The organism is Nocardia sp. NPDC004582, assembly GCF_053602115.1.
This window is the reverse complement of the sequence record NZ_JBSGCY010000006.1, coordinates 29,781-49,924: the sequence shown is the minus strand read 5'-3', so window position 1 is coordinate 49,924 and position 20,144 is coordinate 29,781. Positions and strand designations below refer to the sequence as shown.

23 protein-coding genes are annotated in these 20,144 nt (G+C 68.5%); 8 read left to right on the top strand and 15 right to left on the bottom strand.

Features of this window, described 5'->3' with window-relative positions; translation table 11 throughout:
- Positions 1-20: 20 nt before the first annotated feature.
- Positions 21-989, bottom strand: coding sequence for a TY-Chap domain-containing protein (locus ACWELJ_RS03420; protein WP_452364577.1), 969 nt, complete (start codon positions 987-989; stop codon positions 21-23).
- A gap of 160 nt (positions 990-1,149) precedes the next feature.
- Here ACWELJ_RS03420 and ACWELJ_RS03415 point away from each other — a divergent pair, with 160 nt between their 5' ends.
- Complete coding sequence (locus tag ACWELJ_RS03415) at positions 1,150-1,941, top strand: 3-oxo-5-alpha-steroid 4-dehydrogenase (RefSeq protein ID WP_452364576.1); 792 nt, start codon at positions 1,150-1,152, stop codon at positions 1,939-1,941.
- Here ACWELJ_RS03415 and ACWELJ_RS03410 read toward each other — a convergent pair.
- The 3 genes from ACWELJ_RS03410 to ACWELJ_RS03400 all read right to left on the bottom strand — a co-directional run bounded on the left by ACWELJ_RS03410 (position 1,938) and on the right by ACWELJ_RS03400 (position 5,002).
- Positions 1,938-3,209, bottom strand: coding sequence for a diguanylate cyclase domain-containing protein (locus tag ACWELJ_RS03410; protein ID WP_452364575.1), 1,272 nt, complete (start codon positions 3,207-3,209; stop codon positions 1,938-1,940). The genes ACWELJ_RS03415 and ACWELJ_RS03410 overlap by 4 nt on opposite strands.
- Before the next feature lie 33 nt (positions 3,210-3,242).
- Positions 3,243-4,052, bottom strand: a complete 810-nt coding sequence (locus tag ACWELJ_RS03405; RefSeq protein WP_452364574.1) for an SAM-dependent methyltransferase — start codon at positions 4,050-4,052, stop codon at positions 3,243-3,245.
- Positions 4,053-4,222: 170 nt separating this feature from the next.
- On the bottom strand, positions 4,223-5,002 hold the full coding sequence (locus ACWELJ_RS03400; protein WP_452364573.1) for a M50 family metallopeptidase: 780 nt from the start codon (positions 5,000-5,002) through the stop codon (positions 4,223-4,225).
- Between the two features lie 115 nt (positions 5,003-5,117).
- On the opposite strand from ACWELJ_RS03400, the gene ACWELJ_RS03395 reads away from it, so the two are divergent.
- A complete protein-coding gene (locus ACWELJ_RS03395) occupies positions 5,118-5,951 on the top strand; it encodes an SAM-dependent methyltransferase (protein WP_452364572.1) in 834 nt (277 codons plus the stop codon).
- Here ACWELJ_RS03395 and ACWELJ_RS03390 read toward each other — a convergent pair.
- The gene (locus ACWELJ_RS03390; RefSeq protein ID WP_452364571.1) at positions 5,948-6,373 is read right to left on the bottom strand and encodes an SRPBCC family protein; all 426 of its coding nucleotides are present in this window, start codon (positions 6,371-6,373) and stop codon (positions 5,948-5,950) included. The genes ACWELJ_RS03395 and ACWELJ_RS03390 overlap by 4 nt on opposite strands.
- A gap of 60 nt (positions 6,374-6,433) precedes the next feature.
- Complete coding sequence (locus ACWELJ_RS03385) at positions 6,434-7,117, bottom strand: TetR/AcrR family transcriptional regulator (protein ID WP_452364570.1); 684 nt, start codon at positions 7,115-7,117, stop codon at positions 6,434-6,436.
- 117 nt (positions 7,118-7,234) lie between these two features.
- On the opposite strand from ACWELJ_RS03385, the gene ACWELJ_RS03380 reads away from it, so the two are divergent.
- Positions 7,235-8,386: a lipase family protein gene (locus tag ACWELJ_RS03380; RefSeq protein WP_452364569.1), complete on the top strand. Its 1,152-nt coding sequence runs from the start codon at positions 7,235-7,237 to the stop codon at positions 8,384-8,386.
- A 173-nt stretch (positions 8,387-8,559) separates the two neighbouring features.
- The gene (locus ACWELJ_RS03375; RefSeq protein ID WP_452364568.1) at positions 8,560-8,952 is read left to right on the top strand and encodes an anti-sigma factor; all 393 of its coding nucleotides are present in this window, start codon (positions 8,560-8,562) and stop codon (positions 8,950-8,952) included.
- Between the two features lie 106 nt (positions 8,953-9,058).
- On the opposite strand, the gene ACWELJ_RS03370 is transcribed toward ACWELJ_RS03375, so the two are convergent.
- Positions 9,059-9,214: a hypothetical protein gene (locus tag ACWELJ_RS03370; protein WP_452364567.1), complete on the bottom strand. Its 156-nt coding sequence runs from the start codon at positions 9,212-9,214 to the stop codon at positions 9,059-9,061.
- 246 nt (positions 9,215-9,460) lie between these two features.
- Between ACWELJ_RS03370 and ACWELJ_RS03365 the strand changes: the two genes are divergently transcribed.
- Positions 9,461-10,231 carry an RNA polymerase sigma factor SigF gene (locus ACWELJ_RS03365; protein WP_452364566.1) on the top strand — a complete coding sequence of 257 codons (771 nt, stop codon included), beginning with the start codon at positions 9,461-9,463 and terminating at the stop codon, positions 10,229-10,231.
- Between the two features lie 48 nt (positions 10,232-10,279).
- On the opposite strand, the gene ACWELJ_RS03360 is transcribed toward ACWELJ_RS03365, so the two are convergent.
- Genes ACWELJ_RS03360 through ACWELJ_RS03350 form a run of 3 tightly spaced genes read right to left on the bottom strand, consistent with a single transcriptional unit; the run spans position 10,280 to position 13,642 of the window.
- Positions 10,280-10,705 carry a hypothetical protein gene (locus ACWELJ_RS03360; protein WP_452364565.1) on the bottom strand — a complete coding sequence of 142 codons (426 nt, stop codon included), beginning with the start codon at positions 10,703-10,705 and terminating at the stop codon, positions 10,280-10,282.
- 15 nt (positions 10,706-10,720) lie between these two features.
- Entirely contained in the window at positions 10,721-11,668 is a 948-nt protein-coding gene (locus tag ACWELJ_RS03355; RefSeq protein WP_452364564.1) for a DoxX family membrane protein, read from the bottom strand.
- A gap of 27 nt (positions 11,669-11,695) precedes the next feature.
- Positions 11,696-13,642, bottom strand: coding sequence for an aconitate hydratase (locus tag ACWELJ_RS03350; RefSeq protein WP_452364563.1), 1,947 nt, complete (start codon positions 13,640-13,642; stop codon positions 11,696-11,698).
- Between the two features lie 255 nt (positions 13,643-13,897).
- Between ACWELJ_RS03350 and ACWELJ_RS03345 the strand changes: the two genes are divergently transcribed.
- Together ACWELJ_RS03345 and ACWELJ_RS03340 are read left to right on the top strand one after the other, a co-directional pair.
- The gene (locus tag ACWELJ_RS03345) at positions 13,898-14,710 is read left to right on the top strand and encodes a hypothetical protein (protein ID WP_452364562.1); all 813 of its coding nucleotides are present in this window, start codon (positions 13,898-13,900) and stop codon (positions 14,708-14,710) included.
- Positions 14,711-14,869: 159 nt separating this feature from the next.
- A complete protein-coding gene (locus ACWELJ_RS03340; protein ID WP_452364561.1) occupies positions 14,870-15,085 on the top strand; it encodes a hypothetical protein in 216 nt (71 codons plus the stop codon).
- Between the two features lie 121 nt (positions 15,086-15,206).
- Here ACWELJ_RS03340 and ACWELJ_RS03335 read toward each other — a convergent pair whose 3' ends face one another.
- Positions 15,207-15,479: a hypothetical protein gene (locus ACWELJ_RS03335; protein ID WP_452364560.1), complete on the bottom strand. Its 273-nt coding sequence runs from the start codon at positions 15,477-15,479 to the stop codon at positions 15,207-15,209.
- Between the two features lie 177 nt (positions 15,480-15,656).
- A complete protein-coding gene (locus ACWELJ_RS03330; protein WP_452364559.1) occupies positions 15,657-16,280 on the bottom strand; it encodes a carbonic anhydrase in 624 nt (207 codons plus the stop codon).
- Positions 16,281-16,510: 230 nt separating this feature from the next.
- On the opposite strand from ACWELJ_RS03330, the gene ACWELJ_RS03325 reads away from it, so the two are divergent.
- Positions 16,511-16,681 carry a hypothetical protein gene (locus ACWELJ_RS03325; protein ID WP_452364558.1) on the top strand — a complete coding sequence of 57 codons (171 nt, stop codon included), beginning with the start codon at positions 16,511-16,513 and terminating at the stop codon, positions 16,679-16,681.
- 20 nt (positions 16,682-16,701) lie between these two features.
- On the opposite strand, the gene ACWELJ_RS03320 is transcribed toward ACWELJ_RS03325, so the two are convergent.
- From ACWELJ_RS03320 to ACWELJ_RS03310, 3 genes are all read right to left on the bottom strand, one after another.
- On the bottom strand, positions 16,702-16,941 hold the full coding sequence (locus ACWELJ_RS03320) for a hypothetical protein (protein ID WP_452364557.1): 240 nt from the start codon (positions 16,939-16,941) through the stop codon (positions 16,702-16,704).
- 105 nt (positions 16,942-17,046) lie between these two features.
- On the bottom strand, positions 17,047-18,084 hold the full coding sequence (locus ACWELJ_RS03315; RefSeq protein WP_452364556.1) for a 3-oxoacyl-ACP synthase III family protein: 1,038 nt from the start codon (positions 18,082-18,084) through the stop codon (positions 17,047-17,049).
- On the bottom strand, positions 18,081-19,949 hold the full coding sequence (locus ACWELJ_RS03310; RefSeq protein WP_452364555.1) for a ThiF family adenylyltransferase: 1,869 nt from the start codon (positions 19,947-19,949) through the stop codon (positions 18,081-18,083). Before ACWELJ_RS03310 ends, ACWELJ_RS03315 begins: the two co-directional genes overlap by 4 nt.
- Positions 19,950-20,144 lie beyond the last annotated feature (195 nt).

Below are 20,144 nucleotides of genomic sequence, written 5' to 3'. Positions count from 1 at the left end.
TCCCCGCGCCGCCGCACGGCTCACCGCACGTCGCGCGGAATCCCGAGTTCGATGTCCAGATAACGCAATTCCGGATCCCGGCGGCGGCCGTTGCGGAAGGCCCGGAACACCAGATCCTGCGGATGCCCGACGGTGAACACCTCGGTGAAGGTCTTCACCGTCCGCCGCGGCGCGCCGCACAGGCTCGGATTGAACCCGGCCTTGGCCAGCGGACCCTCCCAGATGAGCGCCGCCCCGCCCGGGACGCTGTGCGGGGCGAAACTCCAGCCCAGCTCGCGCATGCGCCGATCGAACTCGCCCGTGCCCAGTCCGGCGACGTCCCAGCCGCTGGCCTCGTTGAAAAGCTGCCTGCCGTGCAGGAATTGGACGAAGCACGGGTCCGGGCCCGGGTGCGGGGTGCTCAGGTTGATGACGCCGTCCCAGGGCAGGGTGGTCAGCGCCCAGGCCAGCCGCGCCTCGAAATCGTCCCAGTCCGCGCACACCACGGGCTTGCCGCGTTCGCTGGGCCGGTCGGCGCGCAGGCCGTAGCTGCCGGTGCCGGGCGCGTCCATGCTCCAGGTGGCGAAGCGCAGCCGGCCGCCGTCCATCCCGAGCCCGTCGCGCAGCACGGCCACCACGGATTCGGCGACGCCGCGGCGGTGGTCCACCGATTCCCCGCGCTGCCAGCCGGTGCTCCACTCCCGCGCCAGCCGGGGCTGCTGGTGCACGCGTTGCATGGCCCGCCACTGCGGATCCGGTGCGGTGGCATCGGATTCGGACGGCAGCGGGACCGGATCCCAGGTGCCGTCGGGCTGCTCGCCGATCACGCGCAGCAGCCGGTCGGCGTCCTCGGCGTGCTCGGGCACCGCGACCAGCACCTCGATCTCGGTGCCCTGCTGCGCGAAATGCGCTCGGCGGCCGGTGAGTTCGTCACGGACCTGGATGAAACGGGGATTCCATCCGAGTCCGGATTCGTCCGCGTCCTCGTCCTCCTCGAGAAAAAACGGCATCCACTGAATCAGCACATCCCATCCCTGCGAACCCACCTTGCCTCCCTCCGGGGTTCTCGCCAACCTACCCGCCGGTCACCGTCCGTGCCCGCCGGTGGGTACCGGTCGGACCCCGGGCTGTGGTAGAACCTGTTCTAGTTTTTCACCTGAAGGGCCACGAATGAACTGGTACACCGGCAATACCGTCTACGACACCGTGCTGACGATCGCGTTCGGTTTCGCTGCCTTCGTCCTGATCGGGGGCCTGTTCCAGCAGAGCCCGTACGGTCGGTTCGCCACCGCCAAGCTCGGACTGAACCTGAACCCGAAACTCGGCTGGTGGTTGATGGAGATTCCGGCCACCGTGGTCTTCGCGGTCGCGTACCTCAGCGGGCCGCACCGTTTCGAGCCGACTTCCCTGGTGCTGGCGGCCATCTGGATTCTCCACTACGCCAACCGCGGCTGGTTCTTCCCCCTTTCCATTCGCCAAGTGCCCGGCAAGACCAGCAGTTTCAACATTTCGGTGCTCGGTATGGGCATGTTCGTCACCGCCATGCACGGCTACCTCAACGGCGCGCTGTTCAGCCACGACTACCTGGGGCAGTACGGCACCGGCTGGCTGACCGACCCGCGCTTCATCATCGGATCGATCATCTACCTCAGCGGTTTCGCGCTGCTCACCAGTTCCGAGTGGATCGTGCGGAATCTTCGCGATAAGAACAACCCGGGCGCAACGGAATACAAGATTCCGTTCGGTCTGGGCTTCCGATTCGTCACCAGTCCCACGTATCTGGGCGAGCTCATCGCCTGGGCCGGGTTCGCCATCCTCACCTGGGCGCTGCCTGGCGTGGTCATCTTCCTGATCACCTTCGGCAATCTGGTGCCCCGCGCCTTCGCCACCCACACCTGGTACCGCGAGAAGTTCTCCGACTACCCGGCCGAGCGAAAGGCCCTGGTGCCGTTCGTGATCTAGCGGCCGTGCCGCAGCGCCTTGTCGCGGTACATGGCGGTGTCCACGGCGTGCATGAGCTCGTCGACGGCGGTGGAGTCGGTGTCCACCAGCGCGGTGCCGATACTCGCGCCCACCCGCACCGACAGCCCCGCCACATCGAAGGGGTCGCGCAGCGCGGCCAGCAGGTCCTCGGACACGGAGTCCAATTCCTCCGGGCCGGAGCAGCTTTCGACCAGCACGATGAACTCGTCGCCGCCCAGGCGCGCCGCCACCCCGTGCGGCGGCACGGCTTGCCGCAGTCGCTGGGCCACCTCACACAGCACCTGATCGCCCGCGGTGTGGCCGCGGCGGTCGTTGACCTCCTTGAAGCCGTCCAGATCCAGGTAGCAGACCCCCACCTGGCCGGTGGCGGCCGCGAGCCGGTCGAAGAACAGCAGGCGGTTCGGCAGGCCGGTCAGCGAGTCGTGGTGGGCGTCGTACCAGAGCCGGTCGGCCAGTTCCTTGCGGTCGGTGACGTCCACGGTGACACCGATCAGGAAGCGCGGCTTGCCCTCGCTGTCGCGGACCACCGTCATGGACAGGTCGATGATGGTGTGCGAACCGTCCGGTTTGGTGTGTTCGGTCTCGAAGCGGAAGCGGTCGATCTCGCCGGCCAGTAAACGCTGGAACAGACCGAACGCGTCGCCGATATTGATCGGGCCCAGGATGTCGGCCACCGAGCGGCCCGGCATCTCCCCGGCCGGGACACCGAGGGTCTCGGCCATGGCGTTGTTGACATCGACCACCTGGCCGGTGCTGATGTCGACGGTGCCGATGCCGACCGACGCGCCCTCGAAGATCGCTTGGAAGCGCGCTTCGGACAGTTGTCTGCGGGCGTCGGCCTCGCGGGCGGCGGTGAGCGCCGCGGTGAGGGTCTTCTCCTGTTCGGACAGCGCCACGCTGCGCAGCCCGGCGGTGAACTCGGCCGCGAACTCGGCGGCCAGCTCGATCGCGCGGTCGCGCACCGGCCAGTAGTCCGCGCAGCCCGGGTCGGGGCAGGCGTCGGTGACCAGGTCCTTGCACAACACCAGCACCGACCGGTGCACGGTCAGCGGATCCCGGTAGTTCGCGCGCACCAGGGCGCGGGCGGCCTCGCGGGCCACCGACATGTCTTCGCTGCCGCGCACGGCCGCGATCAGCCGGTCGCCGAAACCGTCGAGCAACTGCTCGACCTGCGACCGGGTGAGCGTCGGCGCCACCGCGCCCTCGAGCGCCTCGGCCCAACGGACCGCCAGCTCGTGTGCTCCCACCGCCTACCCCCTGCCCCTGCCTCGTGCCCCTGCTCAGGCCTTGCGGCCCACACCCGCCAGACCGAGCGACCGGCCAGGCGCCTCATGCTGGTCACGGTCGGATTCCGGCCGCCACAACGGCAATTCCACCACACCGGGCTCGATCGGCTCCCAATTGCCGAACAGGGCCGCGATTTGATCCCGGGTCCGGAATTGCAGGCCGATCTTGCTGACGTCGCGCGAGTTCTCCACCAGTTTGGCGGCGTCGTCGGGGCGGGTGGCCGAGGTGAGGTGCGATATGGCCAGGTAGCTCCCGGCGGGCACGGCCTCGTAGAGGGCGTTGACCTTGACGAGGGGGGCGTAGTCGTCGCCCATCAGGTGCAGGACCGCGATGAGGAGAATGCCGACCGGTTGGTCGAAATCGATGATGCCGGTCTCGCGGGCCCGGGCCAGCAGCGCGCCGGGCTCGCGCAGATCGGCCTCGATCGCGGCGGTCCGGTCATTGCCCTTCAGGATGGCGCGCGAGTGGGCCACGGCCACGGGGTCGATATCGGCGTAGAGCACCCGGCACTCCGGGTCGATCGCCTGCGCCACCTCGTGCACGTTGCCCGCGGTCGGGATGCCCGACCCGATGTCGAGGAACTGCCGCACGCCCTGATCCACCAGGAACCGCACCGCCCGGCGCAGGAACGCCCGATTGCTCAAAGCCAGCCGCGGCAGGTCCGGGACCAGCGCCTTACCCGCCTCCGCGGCCTGCCGGTCGACCTCGAAGTTGTGCGAGCCGCCCAGCAGCGCGTCGTACATGCGCGCCGGGCTTGCCCGGTTCATGTCCACGCCTTCGGGTGCCCACTCCGGTCTGTCCATCCCCAAACCCTCCTAGCCGCAACGGTCGAACGCCCGCCGGTGGTGCCGACGGGCCGAGATCCGGGCAAATCCGGTGTTTCCGATCACCCGGACGGTGCAAACCGAATGGTAGTCCTCGTTCGCCAGAATCCTTGCAGCGATACCACTCTCGCCCTGAGGTGCGAGAATGCTCACCCGGCGGTTGACGCCGCACAGGTGCTGTGCGTGAGCGGCGGCACACACACCCCCGACACGTCGGCCAGCAGCAGCCGCGCGCCGAGGACCAGCGAGCACAGCGCAATCGCGCCGAAGGCCAGCACCCACAGCAGGCCCGGGATCCTGGTCAGGTGAGCCAACTGGTCGGCGTCGGAATTCGGCTCGTGCGCGCGATTGCGCTGCAGTTCGATCACCGGGCGCACCGCCGCCAGCAGCAGGAACCACGACGCCGCGTACGCCAGCGCGGCCTGGGTGGTGTCACTGCCGAACCAGGACACCGCGAACACCACGCCGCCGGTCACCAGCAGCGACAGCAGGCCGTACCAGTTGCGGATCTTCAGCAGCAGCACCAGCAGCAGCGCGATGGTCAGCCACAGCATCAGGGTGATGCGGTGCGCGCCCAGCAGCGCGGCGTAGCCCAGCCCCAGCAGCGCGGGCGCGGGATACCCGGCGGCCATGGTCAGGATCATGCCGAGGCCATAGGGTTTCCCGCTCGACACGGTGAGTCCCGAAGTGTCGGAATGCAATCGGATGCCGTTGAGGCGGCGGCCGGTCAGCAGCGCGGTGAACGCGTGCCCGCCCTCGTGGGCGATGGTGACCGCATTGCGCAGAATGCGCCACGTCGGCCGGAACGCCACCAGGAGCAGCGCCACCACGCCGGTGCCCACCACCAGCTGCCACGGCGGCGGGGTCTGCGTCGTGGACAACCGGTCCACGATGGTGCTGCCGCGCTGAACGAATTCCGCTGTATCCACGGCCGCACCCTACCGATTCGGCGCGGACCCGGCGATCCGGTCCCAAATCATCGCGTATGCGACAGACTTGCTGTGGGCCGGGGCCGGAACGAATCGATTGTCAGGGGAGCGTGAGATGTCCGAGTCAGTGCAGAGTTATCCGAGTGCGGCGCCGGTTGGGGTGGACACCACGCGCGCCAGCATCGCCCGCGTCTACGACGCCGCCTTGAACGGCAAGGACAATTTCGAAGTCGACCGCGCGGTGCTCGACCAGGTACGCGAGGTCGCGCCCGGGGTCGCCGAATTGGCCTGGGCCAACCGGGATTTCCTGATCCGCGTCTGCCGCTTCCTGGCCAAACAGGCGGGCATCGACCAGTTTCTGGATCTGGGCTCGGGGCTGCCGACCGCCGAGAACACCCATCAGGTGGTGCAGCGCGTGGACCCCGGCGCCTCGGTCGTCTACGTGGACAACGACCCCATGGTGCTGGCCCACGCCCGCGCCCTGCTGGCCGGCAGTCCGCGCACCACCATCGTCGAGGCCGACATCTTCCGCCCGTTCGAGGTGGTCAAACACCCCGAAATCCGTGAGGAACTGGACTTCACCCGCCCGATCGCCCTGTTCCAGATCGGCACGCTCCACCACTACGCCGCCGACGACGTCGCCGCGCTCATGCGCAGCTATATCGACGTGCTGCCCTCCGGCTCGTATGTGGCCATCGCCCACTTCTACGATCCGGAGACCGCCGAATACAGCGAGCTGGCCCGCAAGATGGAAGAGAAGTTCGTGCACAGCCCCATGGGCTCGGGCCGCTTCCGCACCCGCGCCGAGATCCAGGCCCTGTTCGGCAACCTCACCATGATCGAGCCCGGTCTCGTCCTCTGCGACGAATGGTGGCCCGACGGCCCGCAACTCACGCCGCTGAGCCCGGTCCGCCGCTGCATCGCCGGCGGCGTCGCCGTCAAGCCCTAGGCGGCCGAGAGGCGTTCGGCGAGGATGCCCGCGCGGGCGAGCTGCACCTTGCGGGCCTGGCCGGAGGCGAAGGCCATGAGGCCGAAGGGGGTGCGCAGGCGCAGTTCGTCGTCGATGTGGGTGCCCTCGGCGGTCGGGGTGAGGTCGAAGCGGTAGCCCATGCGCACGCCGCCGGGGCTGTCGACCTCGCCCCAGACCGCCTTGCCCGGGGTGCCGAGCAGTGAGACGCGAATCCGGTTGTCGTGCTTCAGGCCCAGGAAACGGAAGCGTTCGACGGCGAGGTAGGAGCCGTCCTGGACGTCCTCGACGGCGACGACCAGCGGGGACAGGCCGATGTAGTGCTCGGGCCGGATCAGATGGTCGTAGACGGCCTCGGGGGAGGCGGGGACGGTGAACGTGTTACGGATGATCTTTTCCGGCATGCCCGCACTCTAGCGGGCACCCGCGCCGGGTGATCGGGGCCCGGAAGCGGTCGTGCGGCATCACGATTCGGCCGGGCCGGTCTGGGCCAGCAGGCCGTCGACGCAGGCTCGCAAACCCTCGCGGTAGGTGTCGCGGGCGGCGAGGGCGGGCCAGCGGTCGCCGATCGCGGCCAGGCGGGGGACCCGGTCGGGGTCGAGGTCGCCGAAGGGGGTCCGGCCGGGGGCGGTGGGGCTGCCGCGGCGCTGGGAGTGGGTGCGGACCAGGATCTCGCCGACGGTGTAGTACCAGATCGAGCGGAAGATGTAGGCGGCCTGATCGGGGGTGCGGCCGGTGGATTCGGCCGCGGCGAGGATGGATTCGACCGTCCACAGCGCTGATTCGTCGAGCAGGCCGACGAAACCGTCGACGGTGAGGACCTCGGCGGCCCACGGCCAGCCCGCCAGCAGGTCGTGCATGGCGGTGGCGGCCGCGACGATCCGGTCGCGCGGATCCGGCGGCAGCTGCGGGCGTTCCACCTGGTCGGCGTAGTGGTTGAGCAGCAGGACCAGCAGGTCCTCCTTGTCCTGGACGTGGCGGTAGACCGTGGTCGCGCCGATGCCGGCCTCGGCGGCCAGGCCGCGAATGGTGAGCCGCTCCCAGCCGTCGCGGTCGATCAACCGGCGGGCCGCGGTCAGGATCTCCGTGCGGGACGTGACGGGCGGGCGGCCGGTGCGGCGGCCGGCGGAGGCGGTCGGTCGGGACATGTCTGCCATCATGCCGCGCCGTTCCGCTCTCGACAGTGTGACCTGCGGATGCTACTTTCGGAACGTGTTCGCAAAGTCGTCGGCGAGCGTCGGCGACTCATCCCGGAGGAGCTTCCCGTGCGATACCTGATGCTGGCGGCGATCGCCGCACTGTCCTCGGCCGCGGCGACCGGATCGGCTGTGGCGCAACCGGATACCGGAGGAGCGCCGGGCGCGGTGGTCGCGTCACGGCCACTGCGCGGCGATGAGCTGATTCCCGGGGCGGCGAGCGGGTATCGCGTCACGTACCGGACCACCGGCCAGAACGGCGAGGCGGCGGTGAGCGGCGGCACGATCTACCTGCCGGAGGGGACCGCCCCGGCGGATGATCGGCCGGTGGTGTCGTGGGCGCACGGCACCAGCGGCATGACGGCGGGCTGCGCGCCCACCATCAACGGCGGCATGGCGGACACGTTCGACGAGACACCGCAGCTGTCAACGTATCTGGCGCACGGCTACGTGGTGGCCGCGAGCGACTACATCGGGCTGGGCGGGGCCGGCGTCTACGAATACCTGGCCGGGCGCGCCGCGGGCCACGCGGTCCTCGACATCGTGCGCGCGGGCCACGCCGTGGATGCCGGGCTGTCCGAATCCTTCGTGCTGGCCGGGCATTCCATCGGCGGGCAGTCGGTGCTCGCCGCGGCCGGAATGTCCGCGGGCTACGCACCGGAACTCGACCTGCGCGGCACCCTCGCCTACGCGCCGACCAGCAATGTCGAGGACATCATCGCCGCGTTGAGCCGGCCGGGCGTACCCGTGCTCCCCGGGCTGGACGGCCTGCACGCCCGGTTGGTCATGATTCTCGCGGGCCTCGACCACGCCCGCCCCGAACTCGGCGTCACCGACTACCTGTCACCGCACGGTCACGAAGTCCTCGCCATCGCCCGGGCCGGAAACGACTGCCTGGCTTCCCTCGAGGCGGCGGTCGCGGGCAGGTCGGTCGGGGAGCTGTTCACCACGTCCCTGCCCGAATCGGTGATCTCGGCGTTGCGCGACTATCTGTCGGTGCCCGCCACGGGCTACCGCGGTCCGGTGGTCCTGCTGCAGGGCGGAGCGGACACCGTTCAACCCGTTCCGACCACCGTGCTGCTGCAGCAGCGGCTCCAATCGGCCGGTACGGACAGCCAACTCGTGCTGCGCGCGCCCGCCACGCACTTCACCATTCTGAAGTTCGCCGACCCCGAAGCCCAGGACTTTCTGAACCGCGTACTTCCACCCCGTCAATCCTGACCTTTCGACGGTTTCCCTCCGGCATCATCGGGTAAGCGAACGAAGACGGGGGAGAAGATCGCGATGGGGGCTGGATGGGGTGGTGAGTCATGAGTGAACCGCCACGAGGAGATGGCAGGACGCGCTTCCGCACCGACGGTACGGATCCGGAATCGCCGCCGCGCTCCGGAGACGTGGCGCTGCGGGTGCGCGCCGATGCCGGGCACCTGAAAATGCTGCGGGCGATAGCCGAAACCGTGATGCTCACGGCCGATTTCACTATCGACGCCGCCATCGATGTCCGCGTGGCGCTGGATCAGGTGGCCACGGCGCTGATCGCCGCCGCCGTCCCGAATACCGCACTGGATTGCGAATTCCGTTTCGACGAGCGGCGCGTACGGATTATCGCCGCATCGGTGATCGGCGCCGGCGGCGGCCTGATCGAGCACAGTTTCGGCTGGCATTTCGTGGAATCGCTGACCGATTCGCTGACGGTGGACACCGCGGAATTCGACGTGGTTCAACGCGGATACCCGGTGGCCGTGGAATTCACCCGGCGCCGGGTTGATGGCGAACGGCCGGAATGAGGCGATAGACCGCGACGATGGCCCAGCGGAGTACTCCGCTGGGCTCACGGTGATGTGTCGGATGAAACGCATGCTGGTGCAGGGGAGTTCACCGGCGACGACGGGACTACCAATAGTGGGCGCGTCCGCCGATCGGACGTCCGGCCGCGCCGAGCAGCCAGGCGACCGCGCCGATCAGCATCAGGATGACACCGATGGTGGTGAGGATCGAGAAGCCGAAGATAATTCCCAGGATCAGCAATACGAGGCCCAGGATGATCATGATTATTCCTTCGCAGGGGTGGTTGTGACATTCCCGCAGTTCCCGGTGAATCGGCCGTCAAACGCTCCAGAAAATCTGACCTGAAGCGCCTGTTTCGAGATTTGTTCTGTGGCAATACGTCTCTGACCTGGGTTATTCAGGGAGGTTGCGGTGACCGTCGCGTTCCGACCTCGAAAACATGTTCCCCCGGCGCCGGGTTTGGGTACACCATTGTTATGCAGTTCAGCCGAATACGGGGTGATTCCGATGACGGGTGACAGCTATGACGATATCGAGCCGCTCCTGAAACAGCTTGCCGTCGCCGTGGAATGCGACGCTCCCGAGCGAAAGGCGTTGCGCGAGGAGGCGATCGACCGATGCCTGCCACTGGCCGATCACATCGCGCGCAAGTTCTCCGGTCGCGGTGAGGCGTTCGAGGACCTGGTGCAGGTGGCCCGCCTCGGATTGGTGCAGTCCATCGACCGGTTCGATGTCGACCGCGGGTCGCGCTTCCTGTCCTTCGCCGTACCCACCATCATGGGCGAGGTCAGGCGCTATTTCCGCGACAGCACCTGGGCCGTGCGAGTGCCGCGCCGGGTCAAGGAGACCCAGATCCGCCTGGGCGCCGCCGTCGAAACCCTGGCCCAGCGCCTGGGACGCATGCCCAAGGCGCGCGAACTGGCCGCCGAACTGAAGGTGGACCAGTCCGAGCTGACCCAGGCCCTGTTGGCCGCCAACGCCTACCAGAGCTCGTCGCTGGAAGCCGCGTGCCCCGATGACGGCGAGAACACGCCGCTGGCCATGCTGGACGCGCTGGGGGCCGAAGAGCCCGGCTTCGAACACGTCGACCAGTACCTCGCCGTCCGCCCGCTCATCGCCGAGCTGCCCGAACGGGAGCGGCGGGTACTGACCATGCGCTTCTTCGAATCGATGACCCAGAATCAGATCGCGCAGCGGCTGGGGGTCTCGCAGATGCAGGTGTCGCGCATCCTGGCGAAAACCCTCGGCCGGCTGCGCACCGAGTCGCTGGCCAACTGAGCCGGCTCGCCGGCCAGGGCCGACCGGGCCGGCTCGCCGGCCACCCGATCAGAATCCCGCCAGGCCCGAGGCCAGATCCGGGAACCCGATCGCCTTCGCCGCCGCCTCCCGCACGTCCGGGCAGGCGGCGGTGGTGGTCTGGTCGATGACCGAGCGATTGCGCATCACGGCGATGTTCACGCCGTTGTTGCGCAGAGCCCAATCCTGCACGGTGGCATTGAATTTCAGCCGCGCCTCGGTCTGGCCCTCGGCGCTCCACGTGCCGACCTCGGGCCGCAGCATGTCGCACAGGTTCTTGGCGGCGCTCGCGGAGATGGTCGGCGAACCGGAGTCCTGCTGTGGCGCACCGGTTCCCGGCACGCCGGGCTCGGTGCTGTTCGAACAGCCGACGGCGAGCGCGGCCGCCGCCACGGCCATGCCCAGCCGGCGGGCGATCGTGGGCAGCCGGCGGGCGCGTGCGGGCTGAGATGCCATGACGACGGGCTCCTTTCAGCGCGCCTTGGCGGTGGTGGAACGAGTCGCGTCGGCGACCCGCTCACCGCGCTCCCTGGCCTTCGCGGCCAGGTGACCGCCGCGGTCGCGGGCGGCGTCGAGGAGCTGCCCGCCGCGGTCGCCGGCGAGATCACCCCACTGCTCACCGTGTTCCCTGGCCGAATCCGCGAGCCGGGCGCCGCGCTGCTGGGCGGCCGCCGCCAGTCGTTCGCCGCGGTGCTGCGCGACCTCGGCCAGTCGTTCGCCGCGATCGTGCAGTGCCGCGACGAGTTCCGGCCCGTGTTCGCGGGCGGAGTCCGCGAGCTGGGTGCCCCGGTGCTGGGCCACGTCGGCCAGTCGTTCGCCGCGATCATGCAGTGCCGCGACCAGTTCGGGACCGCGTTCACGCGCCGATTCGGCCAGGTGCTCGCCGCGGGTTCGTACCGCCGCGGCGAGTTCGGGTCCGTGGATCAGCGCCGCGTCGGCCAGCCGGTTCGGCGCCGAGTCGTCGGTGCGCAGCTTCGCCAAGGCGCGGCGGCCACGCCATCCGAGCGACGGTCTACCCTGCCGGTCGGTGGAGGCGATGAGCAGCCCGCCGAGCAGGCTCACGTCCTTGAGCAGCGCGTTGCGCCGCGCCGAACGCCGTTCCGGGTCCTCCTCGGTCCAGAACCCCGGTTCGGTCAGGGCCGCCGGAACCACGGTCGCGGCGAGCACGGCGGTCGACAGCCGGGGCAGCTTGCCCAGGGCCAGCAGCGCGCCGCCGCCGATGCGGACGGCCGCGTTGATCCGGACCACGCGCGCCGGATCATCGGGCAGATAGGCCGCGAGTTTGGACGGGAGCCGCTGCTCGCCTTGCCGCACCGCCGCGGTGGCGGTCTTGATCCGAGGGTCGGGATGGGTGAGCGTGTCGATTCCGTCGGCGACGAAAGCGGTCGCCAAGAGCGGGTGGGCAATGCGCCGCAGCATGATGGATTCCTTTCCGGAAGGCCTGACTCACGAGGGGCTGACGTTGTCGCTGTTCCCGGCCTCCCCGTCGTCAAACGCGCGGTCGCGCGCCGCGAGCCGGGGGATGAGGCCGCCGGCCAGGACGTCTCGCACCTGTCGCGGCGAAAGCCGGTGCCGCACGGTGAAAGTGGACTCCTTGCTCATATCGACCACCTCCAGCGTCGAGACGCGGCCGATGTCGTGGAGAGCGGAGAGTCCGAGCACATCGTCGCGGTCGATGCGGTCGTAGTCGGCGGGATCGTCGAATTCCAGCGCCAGGACACCGAAATTGGCGAGGTTCTGCCAATGGATGCGGGCGAAGGATTTGGCGATCACCACCCGCAATCCGAGGAAGCGGGGCGTGATCGCCGCGTGCTCGCGCGAGGAGCCCTGACCGTAGTTCTCGCCCGCGACCACGAAGTGGCCGGTGTCGGAAACCCGTTGCGCCCGTTCGGGATAGTTCTCGTCGATCGGTGTGAAGGCGAACATCGCCAGCTTGGGGATATTGGATCGATAGGGCAGGGCGCGGGCTCCGGCGGGGGAGATCGCGTCGGTGGAGATGTCGTCGCCCAGCTTCAGCAGGACCGGTCCGACGATCTGATCCGGCAGCGGCGTCAGCTCGGGCAGGCTGGAGATATTGGGCCCTTTCACCGGCCGCACCAGCCGCGCCCGCTCCGGTTCGAGCGGGGGCACCAGCATGGAGGTGTTGACCGAGGCCCGCACGGGCAGTTCGAGTTTCGGGTAGTCCATGCCGACCGTGCGCGCCCACTCCCGCGGATCGGTGATCACACCGGTGAGCGCGGAGGCGGCCGCCGTCTCCGGCGAGCACAGCCAGACCGAGTCCTCCTTGGTGCCCGAGCGGCCCGGGAAATTGCGCGGCATGGTGCGCAGCGAATTGCGGCCCACGGCCGGGGCCTGACCCATGCCGATGCAGCCCAGGCACCCGGCCTGGTGGATGCGCGCGCCCGCCTCGACCAGGTCGGCGACCGCGCCCATGCGGGTCAGGTCGGTGAGGATCTCCCGCGAGGTGGGGTTCACGTCGAAACTGACCTGCGGCACGGTCTGCCGCCCGGCCACCATGGCCGCGGCCATGGCGAAATCGCGCAGGCCGGGATTGGCGCTGGAGCCGATCACCGCCTGCGCGATCTCGGTGCCCGCCACCTCCCGTACCGGGACCACCGCGCCCGGCGAGGACGGTTTCGCGATGAGGGGTTCCAGCGTGGACAGGTCGATGGTGTCCTCGATGTCGTAGTCGGCGTCGGGGCCGGCGGCCAGCTCGACCCAGTCGTGCTCGCGTCCCTCCGCGCGCAGGAACTCGAGCACCGCGGTGTCGCTCGGGAAAACGGTGGTGGTGGCGCCGAGTTCGGCGCCCATGTTCGCGATCACATGCCGGTCCATCGCGGACAGTCCCGCCAGGCCGGGACCGTGGTATTCGATGATGCGGTCGACCCCGCCGCTGACGCCGTGGCGGCGCAACAGCTCGAGGATCACATCCTTCGCCGAACACCACTGCGGCAGTTCACCTTCGAGCCGGATACCCCAGATCCTCGGCATCCGCAGGTACAGCGGCTGACCCGAGATGGCCAGCGCCACTTCCAATCCGCCCACGCCGATGGCGAGCATGCCCAGCGAGCCCGCCGCCGGCGTGTGCGAATCCGATCCCGCGAGCGTCTTGCCCGGCACACCGAAGCGCTGCATATGGGTGGGGTGGGAGACGCCGTTGCCCGCCTTGGAGAACCACAGGCCGAAGCGCTGGGCGGCCGTGCGGAGATATTCGTGGTCCTCGGCGTTCTTCTCGTCGGTCTGCAAGAGATTGTGGTCGATGTACTGGACACTGACTTCAGTGCGTGCGCGATCGAGGTCCAAGGCCTCGAGCTCCTGCATCACCACGGTGCCGGTGGCGTCCTGGGTCAGCGTCTGATCGATCCGGATCGCGATCTCGGTGCCCGGCGTCATCGCACCCGACGGATCCGGCGGGCGGGGGATCGGCGGCCCCGGCGGTGGGACCGGTTCCGGCGGTCGCACCGGGGGAACCGGGGTTCCGTCCGATCCGATACCGGATCCGACGTTCAGAGGTTCCATACGGTCGGCATACCCGGCGGCGGGCGAGGTATTCGGTTCCGGACATGGTCGTGCGGATCATGGCGATCACCGGGGATTCGTCCGATAATCCGACCAAGGGCCCATTCTCGGCAGGAGGCCGGTGCGGACATGACCACGACGAATTCTCAGGGGCAGCGCCGCCGGACGGTCCTCGCGATGGCCGCGATTCCCGCGGCGATCCTGCTGGCGTCCTGTTCCAGCGGGGGCGGGCCCTCCGACACCACGACTACCGCACGGACGGACGCGTCCACGACCGCCGCCCCGGGCGGAGCCGCGCCGGGGAGCGGCACCGCGGGCTCTACGACGACATCCTCGGCCGCGGACTTTCCCTATCAACCGCTGTGGCCGTTCCGCGATCGCGCCGAAGCCGCGGCCTGGCAGCAGGACGCCGGGTCCGGGCATCAGCCGTGGCATCTCGATCCCGCGGCCACCGCGCAGTCGTTCACCCAGCATTACCTCGGTTTCGCGAAGGTGGACAAGATCGTGCGGGTGGCCACCGAGGGTGACCAGTCTCGGGTCAGTGTCGGTTTCGACAATCCCAACGGTGTGCCGGTGGTCGCGGCCGTCGTGCATCTGGCCCGGATCGGGCACGGCGATACCGCGCCGTGGGAGGTCGTCGGCACCGATGACACCACCCTCCACCTGACCACGCCGCGCTACGGCAGCGCGGTCGGGGCGCCGGTGGCCGTCGGCGGCACCATCACCGGCGTGGACGAGAGCATCCGGGTCCGGATCCTGCGCGCGGATCGCGATCAGCCCGTCGGTCAATCCGCACCGATACCGGCGGGCGGCACCGAATCGCCCTGGAATGCCACGGTGTCCGTCGCGGACGCCTGCCCGGCCACCCTCACCATCGTCGCCGCCACCGGAGGCCATGTCGCCGACGTCGAACGGTTCGCCATTACCGGCGTCCGCTGCTGAGTCGTCACGGAATCTCCTGCCGGAGAACCGGACTCACGGTACTATTCGGGCATCTCTGTGCCACGAGGGCCGACTTTGTGTGCCTAAGTTGATCTTTCGCGCCACAAACGCGAGGCGGGTGCCCCAGAATCGGGAGGTCCCTCTTCGAAAGGTTGACTCGTGCCCAAGCACTTGATCACGGTGGCGGCGATAGCGATGGTGGCGGCGGCGATGACGGGATGCGGCGATCATCGCAGCAGTCCCCTGACCCCGCCCGCACCGACCAGCTCGGTCCCCGTTCTCGGCGGCGGTCGCCTGCCGGACGTGATCGACGTGCCCACGGCCGTCCCGTCCACGACCAGCAGGACCACCACGACCACGACGAAGGCCGGCTGACGGGCGAATTCGGCGATCGCCGCGCAATCGCCGAACCAGGCGGGTCGTCCCGGGGAACCGCATGGTGCTCGGCTACTTCCGGTAGCCGAGGGCGGTGTGGATCGGGCGCTCTGGGGAATCGCTAACCGGCGGTGGCGTCGCCGCCCGCGCGGGCGGCGGCCACGGCGGCGTGGTGGACGGCCTCGGCGAGTTCTTTGGAATCGGCGGGGACGGGGCTGCCCGCCATGGTGTACCACTCGCGGATGTGCTTGTGCTGCACCGTGACCAGCGCGAGGTTGTCGGAGTCGGACCAGAAGGTGCGGAGGGTGAGCTCACCGTCGAGGGTTCCGGCTTCCTCGGTGCGGAGGCCGCCGGGGCCGGTTGTCACGGTGGTGGTCCAGTCGAGCTTTGTCATTGTTGAGCCCTGCTGTATAGGTGTCGGCTATCGCGGGAGAGTGTACGCAGAAATGGGCGGTGCCAATCCGAAATCGAGCTCGGAAAAGCGCCGCCCTTCTGCCACGATGACAATCGCGAAAGCCGCAGGACCCGTTGGTATTTCAATGCGGAATTGTCGATTTCCGCACAGCGGGAATCAGGGCTGTTCGCCGATATCGCCGATGACCTGGTTGAGCTGGGCGCGGCCGTCGTTGAGCTGGTAGGTGACGCCGGCGATGGCCAGGCGGCCCGCGTCGACGGCCTGGGAGATGATCTGCGAGCGCTCCATGAGCACGTGCGCGGTCTCGGCGACATGGCGGGCCTCGAGCTCGTCGACGGTGCTCAGGCCTTCGCGGCGGCCGAGCAGGATCGACGGGGTGACACGCTCGATGAGGCTGCGGATGAACCCGCCGGGCACCGCGCCGCCGTCGAGGGCGTCCAGGGTGGCCTTCACCGCGCCGCAGCTGTCGTGGCCGAGCACCACGATCAGGGGCACGTTCAGGACCTGCACGCCGTATTCGATCGACCCCAGCACCGAGGAGTCGATGACGTGGCCCGCGGTCCGGACCACGAACATGTCGCCGAGACCCTGGTCGAAAATGATCTCGGCCGCGACGCGGGAGTCACCACAGCCGAACAGGATCGCGGTGGGGTGCTGGCCGGTGACCAGCTCGGCGCGGTGGCCGGCGCCCTGGGAGGGGTGGACCTGACTGCCGGACACGAAGCGGTCGTTGCCGGCGCGGAGCGATTTCCAGGCACTGATCGGATTTGAGTGAGGCATATGTCCGATTCTGCACGCCGCTGGTCATACGAGTCGACCGCCCCCGTGTTGCCGGCCGCCGGGGCGGGCATGACGACCGTTCACGCCGTACCCGCGACGCTTATTTGGGGACGCGTTCGTGCACGGTCAGCAGGATGTGGTCGAAAGCCGACACGGTGCCGGGGTGCGCGGGCGGCCCGGTGTTAGCGAGTGGTATATCCGGGTACGCGGTCGGTAGGAGGTGCGAAAGAATGATTATTCCGCTACTGGTGCTCCTGTTGGCAGGGATTCTCTTTGCGGCAGGTTTCGCACTGAAATTCTTGTGGTGGGTCGCGGCGGCGCTGCTGGTGGTGGCGATTTTCGCGATCGGCTTCCCCCGCGCCGATGAGGCGGACGCGAACCGGCACTGGTTCCGATGGTGAATTCCACCCGGTGGAATCGTCTACGGGGTACCACTCACGACCGAGTTGTCGCTGACCGACACCACCGATTCGACGAACGGGAATGCCGTGACCTGTCCGGCGACATCCGCCGCGATGTCGATCACCAGCGGGCCGGGATGCGAGCCGTAGACGACCATTCCACCCAGCGCTCGGAGCAGCCGGTGGAAATTCGTGGCCTCGTCGGTCGTCGAGGGACATGATTCGCGGAACCGCACTCGGTAAACACCATCGTCGACCATGACAGCCTCCTGAACGATTGTGGTTTGGTCCGGCGTCAGCGACCCCATTCTGCACCTGATTACACGGTAATGGCGTAAGGCGTCACCGCCTGCCTCTCGGCGCGGCTATTCCTGGCGGAAACAGAGTGTGCCCCATTGGAATCCGGCTCCGATGGCGGACATCACGAACGTGTCACCGGAGCGGATGCGGTTATCGGCGCACGCCTGGTGCAGAGCGGTGAGGACGCCCGCCGAGCCGGTGTTGCCCAGGGTATCGAGGGTGATGGGCGCGCGGTGGATCGGCGCCGCCAGTTCGGTCATGGCGGCGGTGAGGATAGTGAGGTTGGCCTGGTGCAGGAAGAAGTGGTCGATCTCGGTGACGGCGAGTCCGGCACGCTGAATCGCGCTGCGAATGCTCTCGGGCAGACGGCTGGTCGCCGTTTCCCAGACCGCACGACCGTCCATCCGGAGATAGTGGTCGCGGTCCGAGACGGTCCGCTGGCTGGCGGGCAGCCGGGAGCCACCCGCCCGGATTTCGACGTCGTAGGACAGCTGGGAACCGAAATCCCAGGCCAGGAGTCCGGCTCCGGGGGTTTCGGAGCGGGTCAGCACCGCGGCCGCCGCGGCGTCGCCGAAGAACACGCCCGTGGTTCGGTCGCGGGGATCGGTGACCCGGGATGCGCAGTCGGCGGCGATGACGAGCACGGCCCGCGCGGAAACCTCGAGCAGGTGGGCGGCGAGCAGGATGGCTTGCAGCCCATTGGCGCACGCGGCCTGGGTGATATCGATCGGCAGCGCGCGGGTCGCGCCGATGCGTTCCTTGACGATCAGCGCGGTCGAGGGCAGCGGTTGGTCGTAGGTGTAGGTCGCGATGATGACGGCGTCGAGATCGCGGGCCGGGACGCCCGCGTGGGCGAGCGCTATCGGGGCGGCCGCCACGCACATATCCGAGACGGCCAGTTCCGGTGCCAGTCGCCGGCGTTCCCGAATGCCGGTGCGACTGCGAATCCACTCGTCGGACGTGTCCAGCGTCCGGGTGAGGTCGGCATTGGTGATGACGGTCCCGGGTAGATGAATCCCGGTGCCCGACACCGTGATCGGCAGGGGGACGGGCGGCCGCGCGGACCGGGGTCGCGGTTGATCGGGCGAGTACAGGGTCGTCATGCGAGGGCGCCGTCCAGTACGCCCGCGGTATTGAATTCGGGGGTGATCAACGTATCCAGGTCGATGTAGAACCTGCCGGATTCGCAGGGCGCGCCGAGCAGAATGCGGCGTGCCGCCGAGGTGACCAGCGCGCCGCCCAGTGCCACATCGGAGGCCAATTGCGGCCAGCTGCTCAGTGTTCGGCCGATGTCCCCGAACGCGGCCGCGAGTTCGGGGCTGATGCGATCGGCATCCACCATCGCCAGAATCAGATCGGACGTGGCCTGATCGCTCAGCTGAGTCAGGTCGGCCGCGCGCAGGTCACCGATTCGGCCGTGCAACAGTGGCCGGTCGGGCTCCAGATCGAATCGCTCGATGTCGAGCATGCCGCGGTCATTGCAATCCATGATCACCGGAATGCCCAGGGCGCGAGCGTGTTCCCTGGCCGCGATCTTCACCCGCGGTGTATCGCATTCCTCCACCAGGAGATCGATCGGCGTCCGGTCGCCGTGGAAGAACTCGGCGATCGTGCTGTCGTCGATTCCGCTCGTCATGATCTCGATCTCCAAATAGGGGTCTATCTCGAACATCTGGCGTGCGCAGAGCACCGCCTTGCCGACACCCAGGTCGTGCACGCCCGCACGCAACCGGTTCATATTGGACAGGCTCAGGTCGTCGAAGTCGGCGAGCCGGAACGAACCGCCGACGCCTTCGAGCGCCAGCGTCACCGCGGCGCTGTTGCCGACCGAGAGGCCGATGACTCCGATTCGCCGGCCGAGCAGCCGGCGTTGCTGGGGGCGTTGGATCTTGCCGCGGTTGCGGTCGGTGCGGACGAGCCGGAACTCCTCGCGCGGCAGCACATGCACCAGCCGGCCCGACCAGGGGTACCAGACCCAGGTCCCGTATGCCCAGGTCTCGATCCCGGCGAGCTGCTCGCCGATCTTCCGGTCGAGTTCGGCCCCGGCGTAACGGCGGTGGGGCTCCCGGGAACGGATCAGCTCGGCCAGTTGCGATTCGATGGTGTCGTGCACGGTGGTGACGCGGCCCGATTCGAGCAACGCGGTCAAGGCCGTGTGATCGGCGGACCGGGTCGGTTCGAACACCACCGGGCGCCACTCGCCGCGGTCCGTACCGGCCGACGCCAGAGCCGCTGGTGCGCACCGGCTTCCGACCGGTTCCGATGTCGACGTGTCGAGGTGGTCGGTGACCAATGCCGGAAAGTGATCCCGCATCCGCGCCACCAGGTCGGTGTATTCCCCCGCGCCGTCGGCGGTCCGGTGCACGAGGATCACGACCTCCTCGGTGTAGCGCTCGACGTAGCAGCGCGTCCCCGCCACCGGGTCGAAGCCGAACCTGCCGTGGAACCGGTCCTGGCCGTCCTTGGTCCCCGAGGTGCCGATCATGATCTTGGCCCCGAGGTGGTGCGCGGCGCCGATCGCGACCGCGTTCAGATGCGCGCCCAAACCCAGTTTGCGCGCGCGATGCTCCACCACCAGCCGGCTGTGTTCGTAGGTCTGGGTGACACCGGCGCCTTCCCGCGCGAGCAATCGTTCGTAGTGCTCGTCGCCCAGGTGGGCTCGGGACTGGAACAGCGCACCGGTCGCGGGGGTCGACAGCCGGATGTAGCCCAGGATCGGTCCGCCCGGATGCCGTCGAGCTATGAAATGCCAGGCGCCGTAATCCAATTCCTGATCATCGACATGGGCGCCGCCCGCGTCGCGGAAGTCCGGCCGCCTGCCGTTGTCGTAGAGAATTCGAGCCCGCAGTTCCCGTAGCCGGCGCACGGCCTCGGTATGGTCGGCCCCGCCGTGCGGCGCCAGGAACGCCGAAACATGCCATTGCGCATCAGGATTGCGGCCAGGGATGTCGCATCCGTCGACGGGCATGCGAGATCCACCAGATACCGACACGGCGGACATCCTTTCCAGGGTGTTTGCTAACGATTAGTTCAACAGGTAATGGGCATGCGGAGTTCTGCGCGCTCTGAGGGGATTCATACAGCAAGACAACACGATAGGCGGCCGTCTGTGAGCGCCATGTCGTGTTGCTGAATATTAGCTGACTTGCCTGTAGAAATGCTA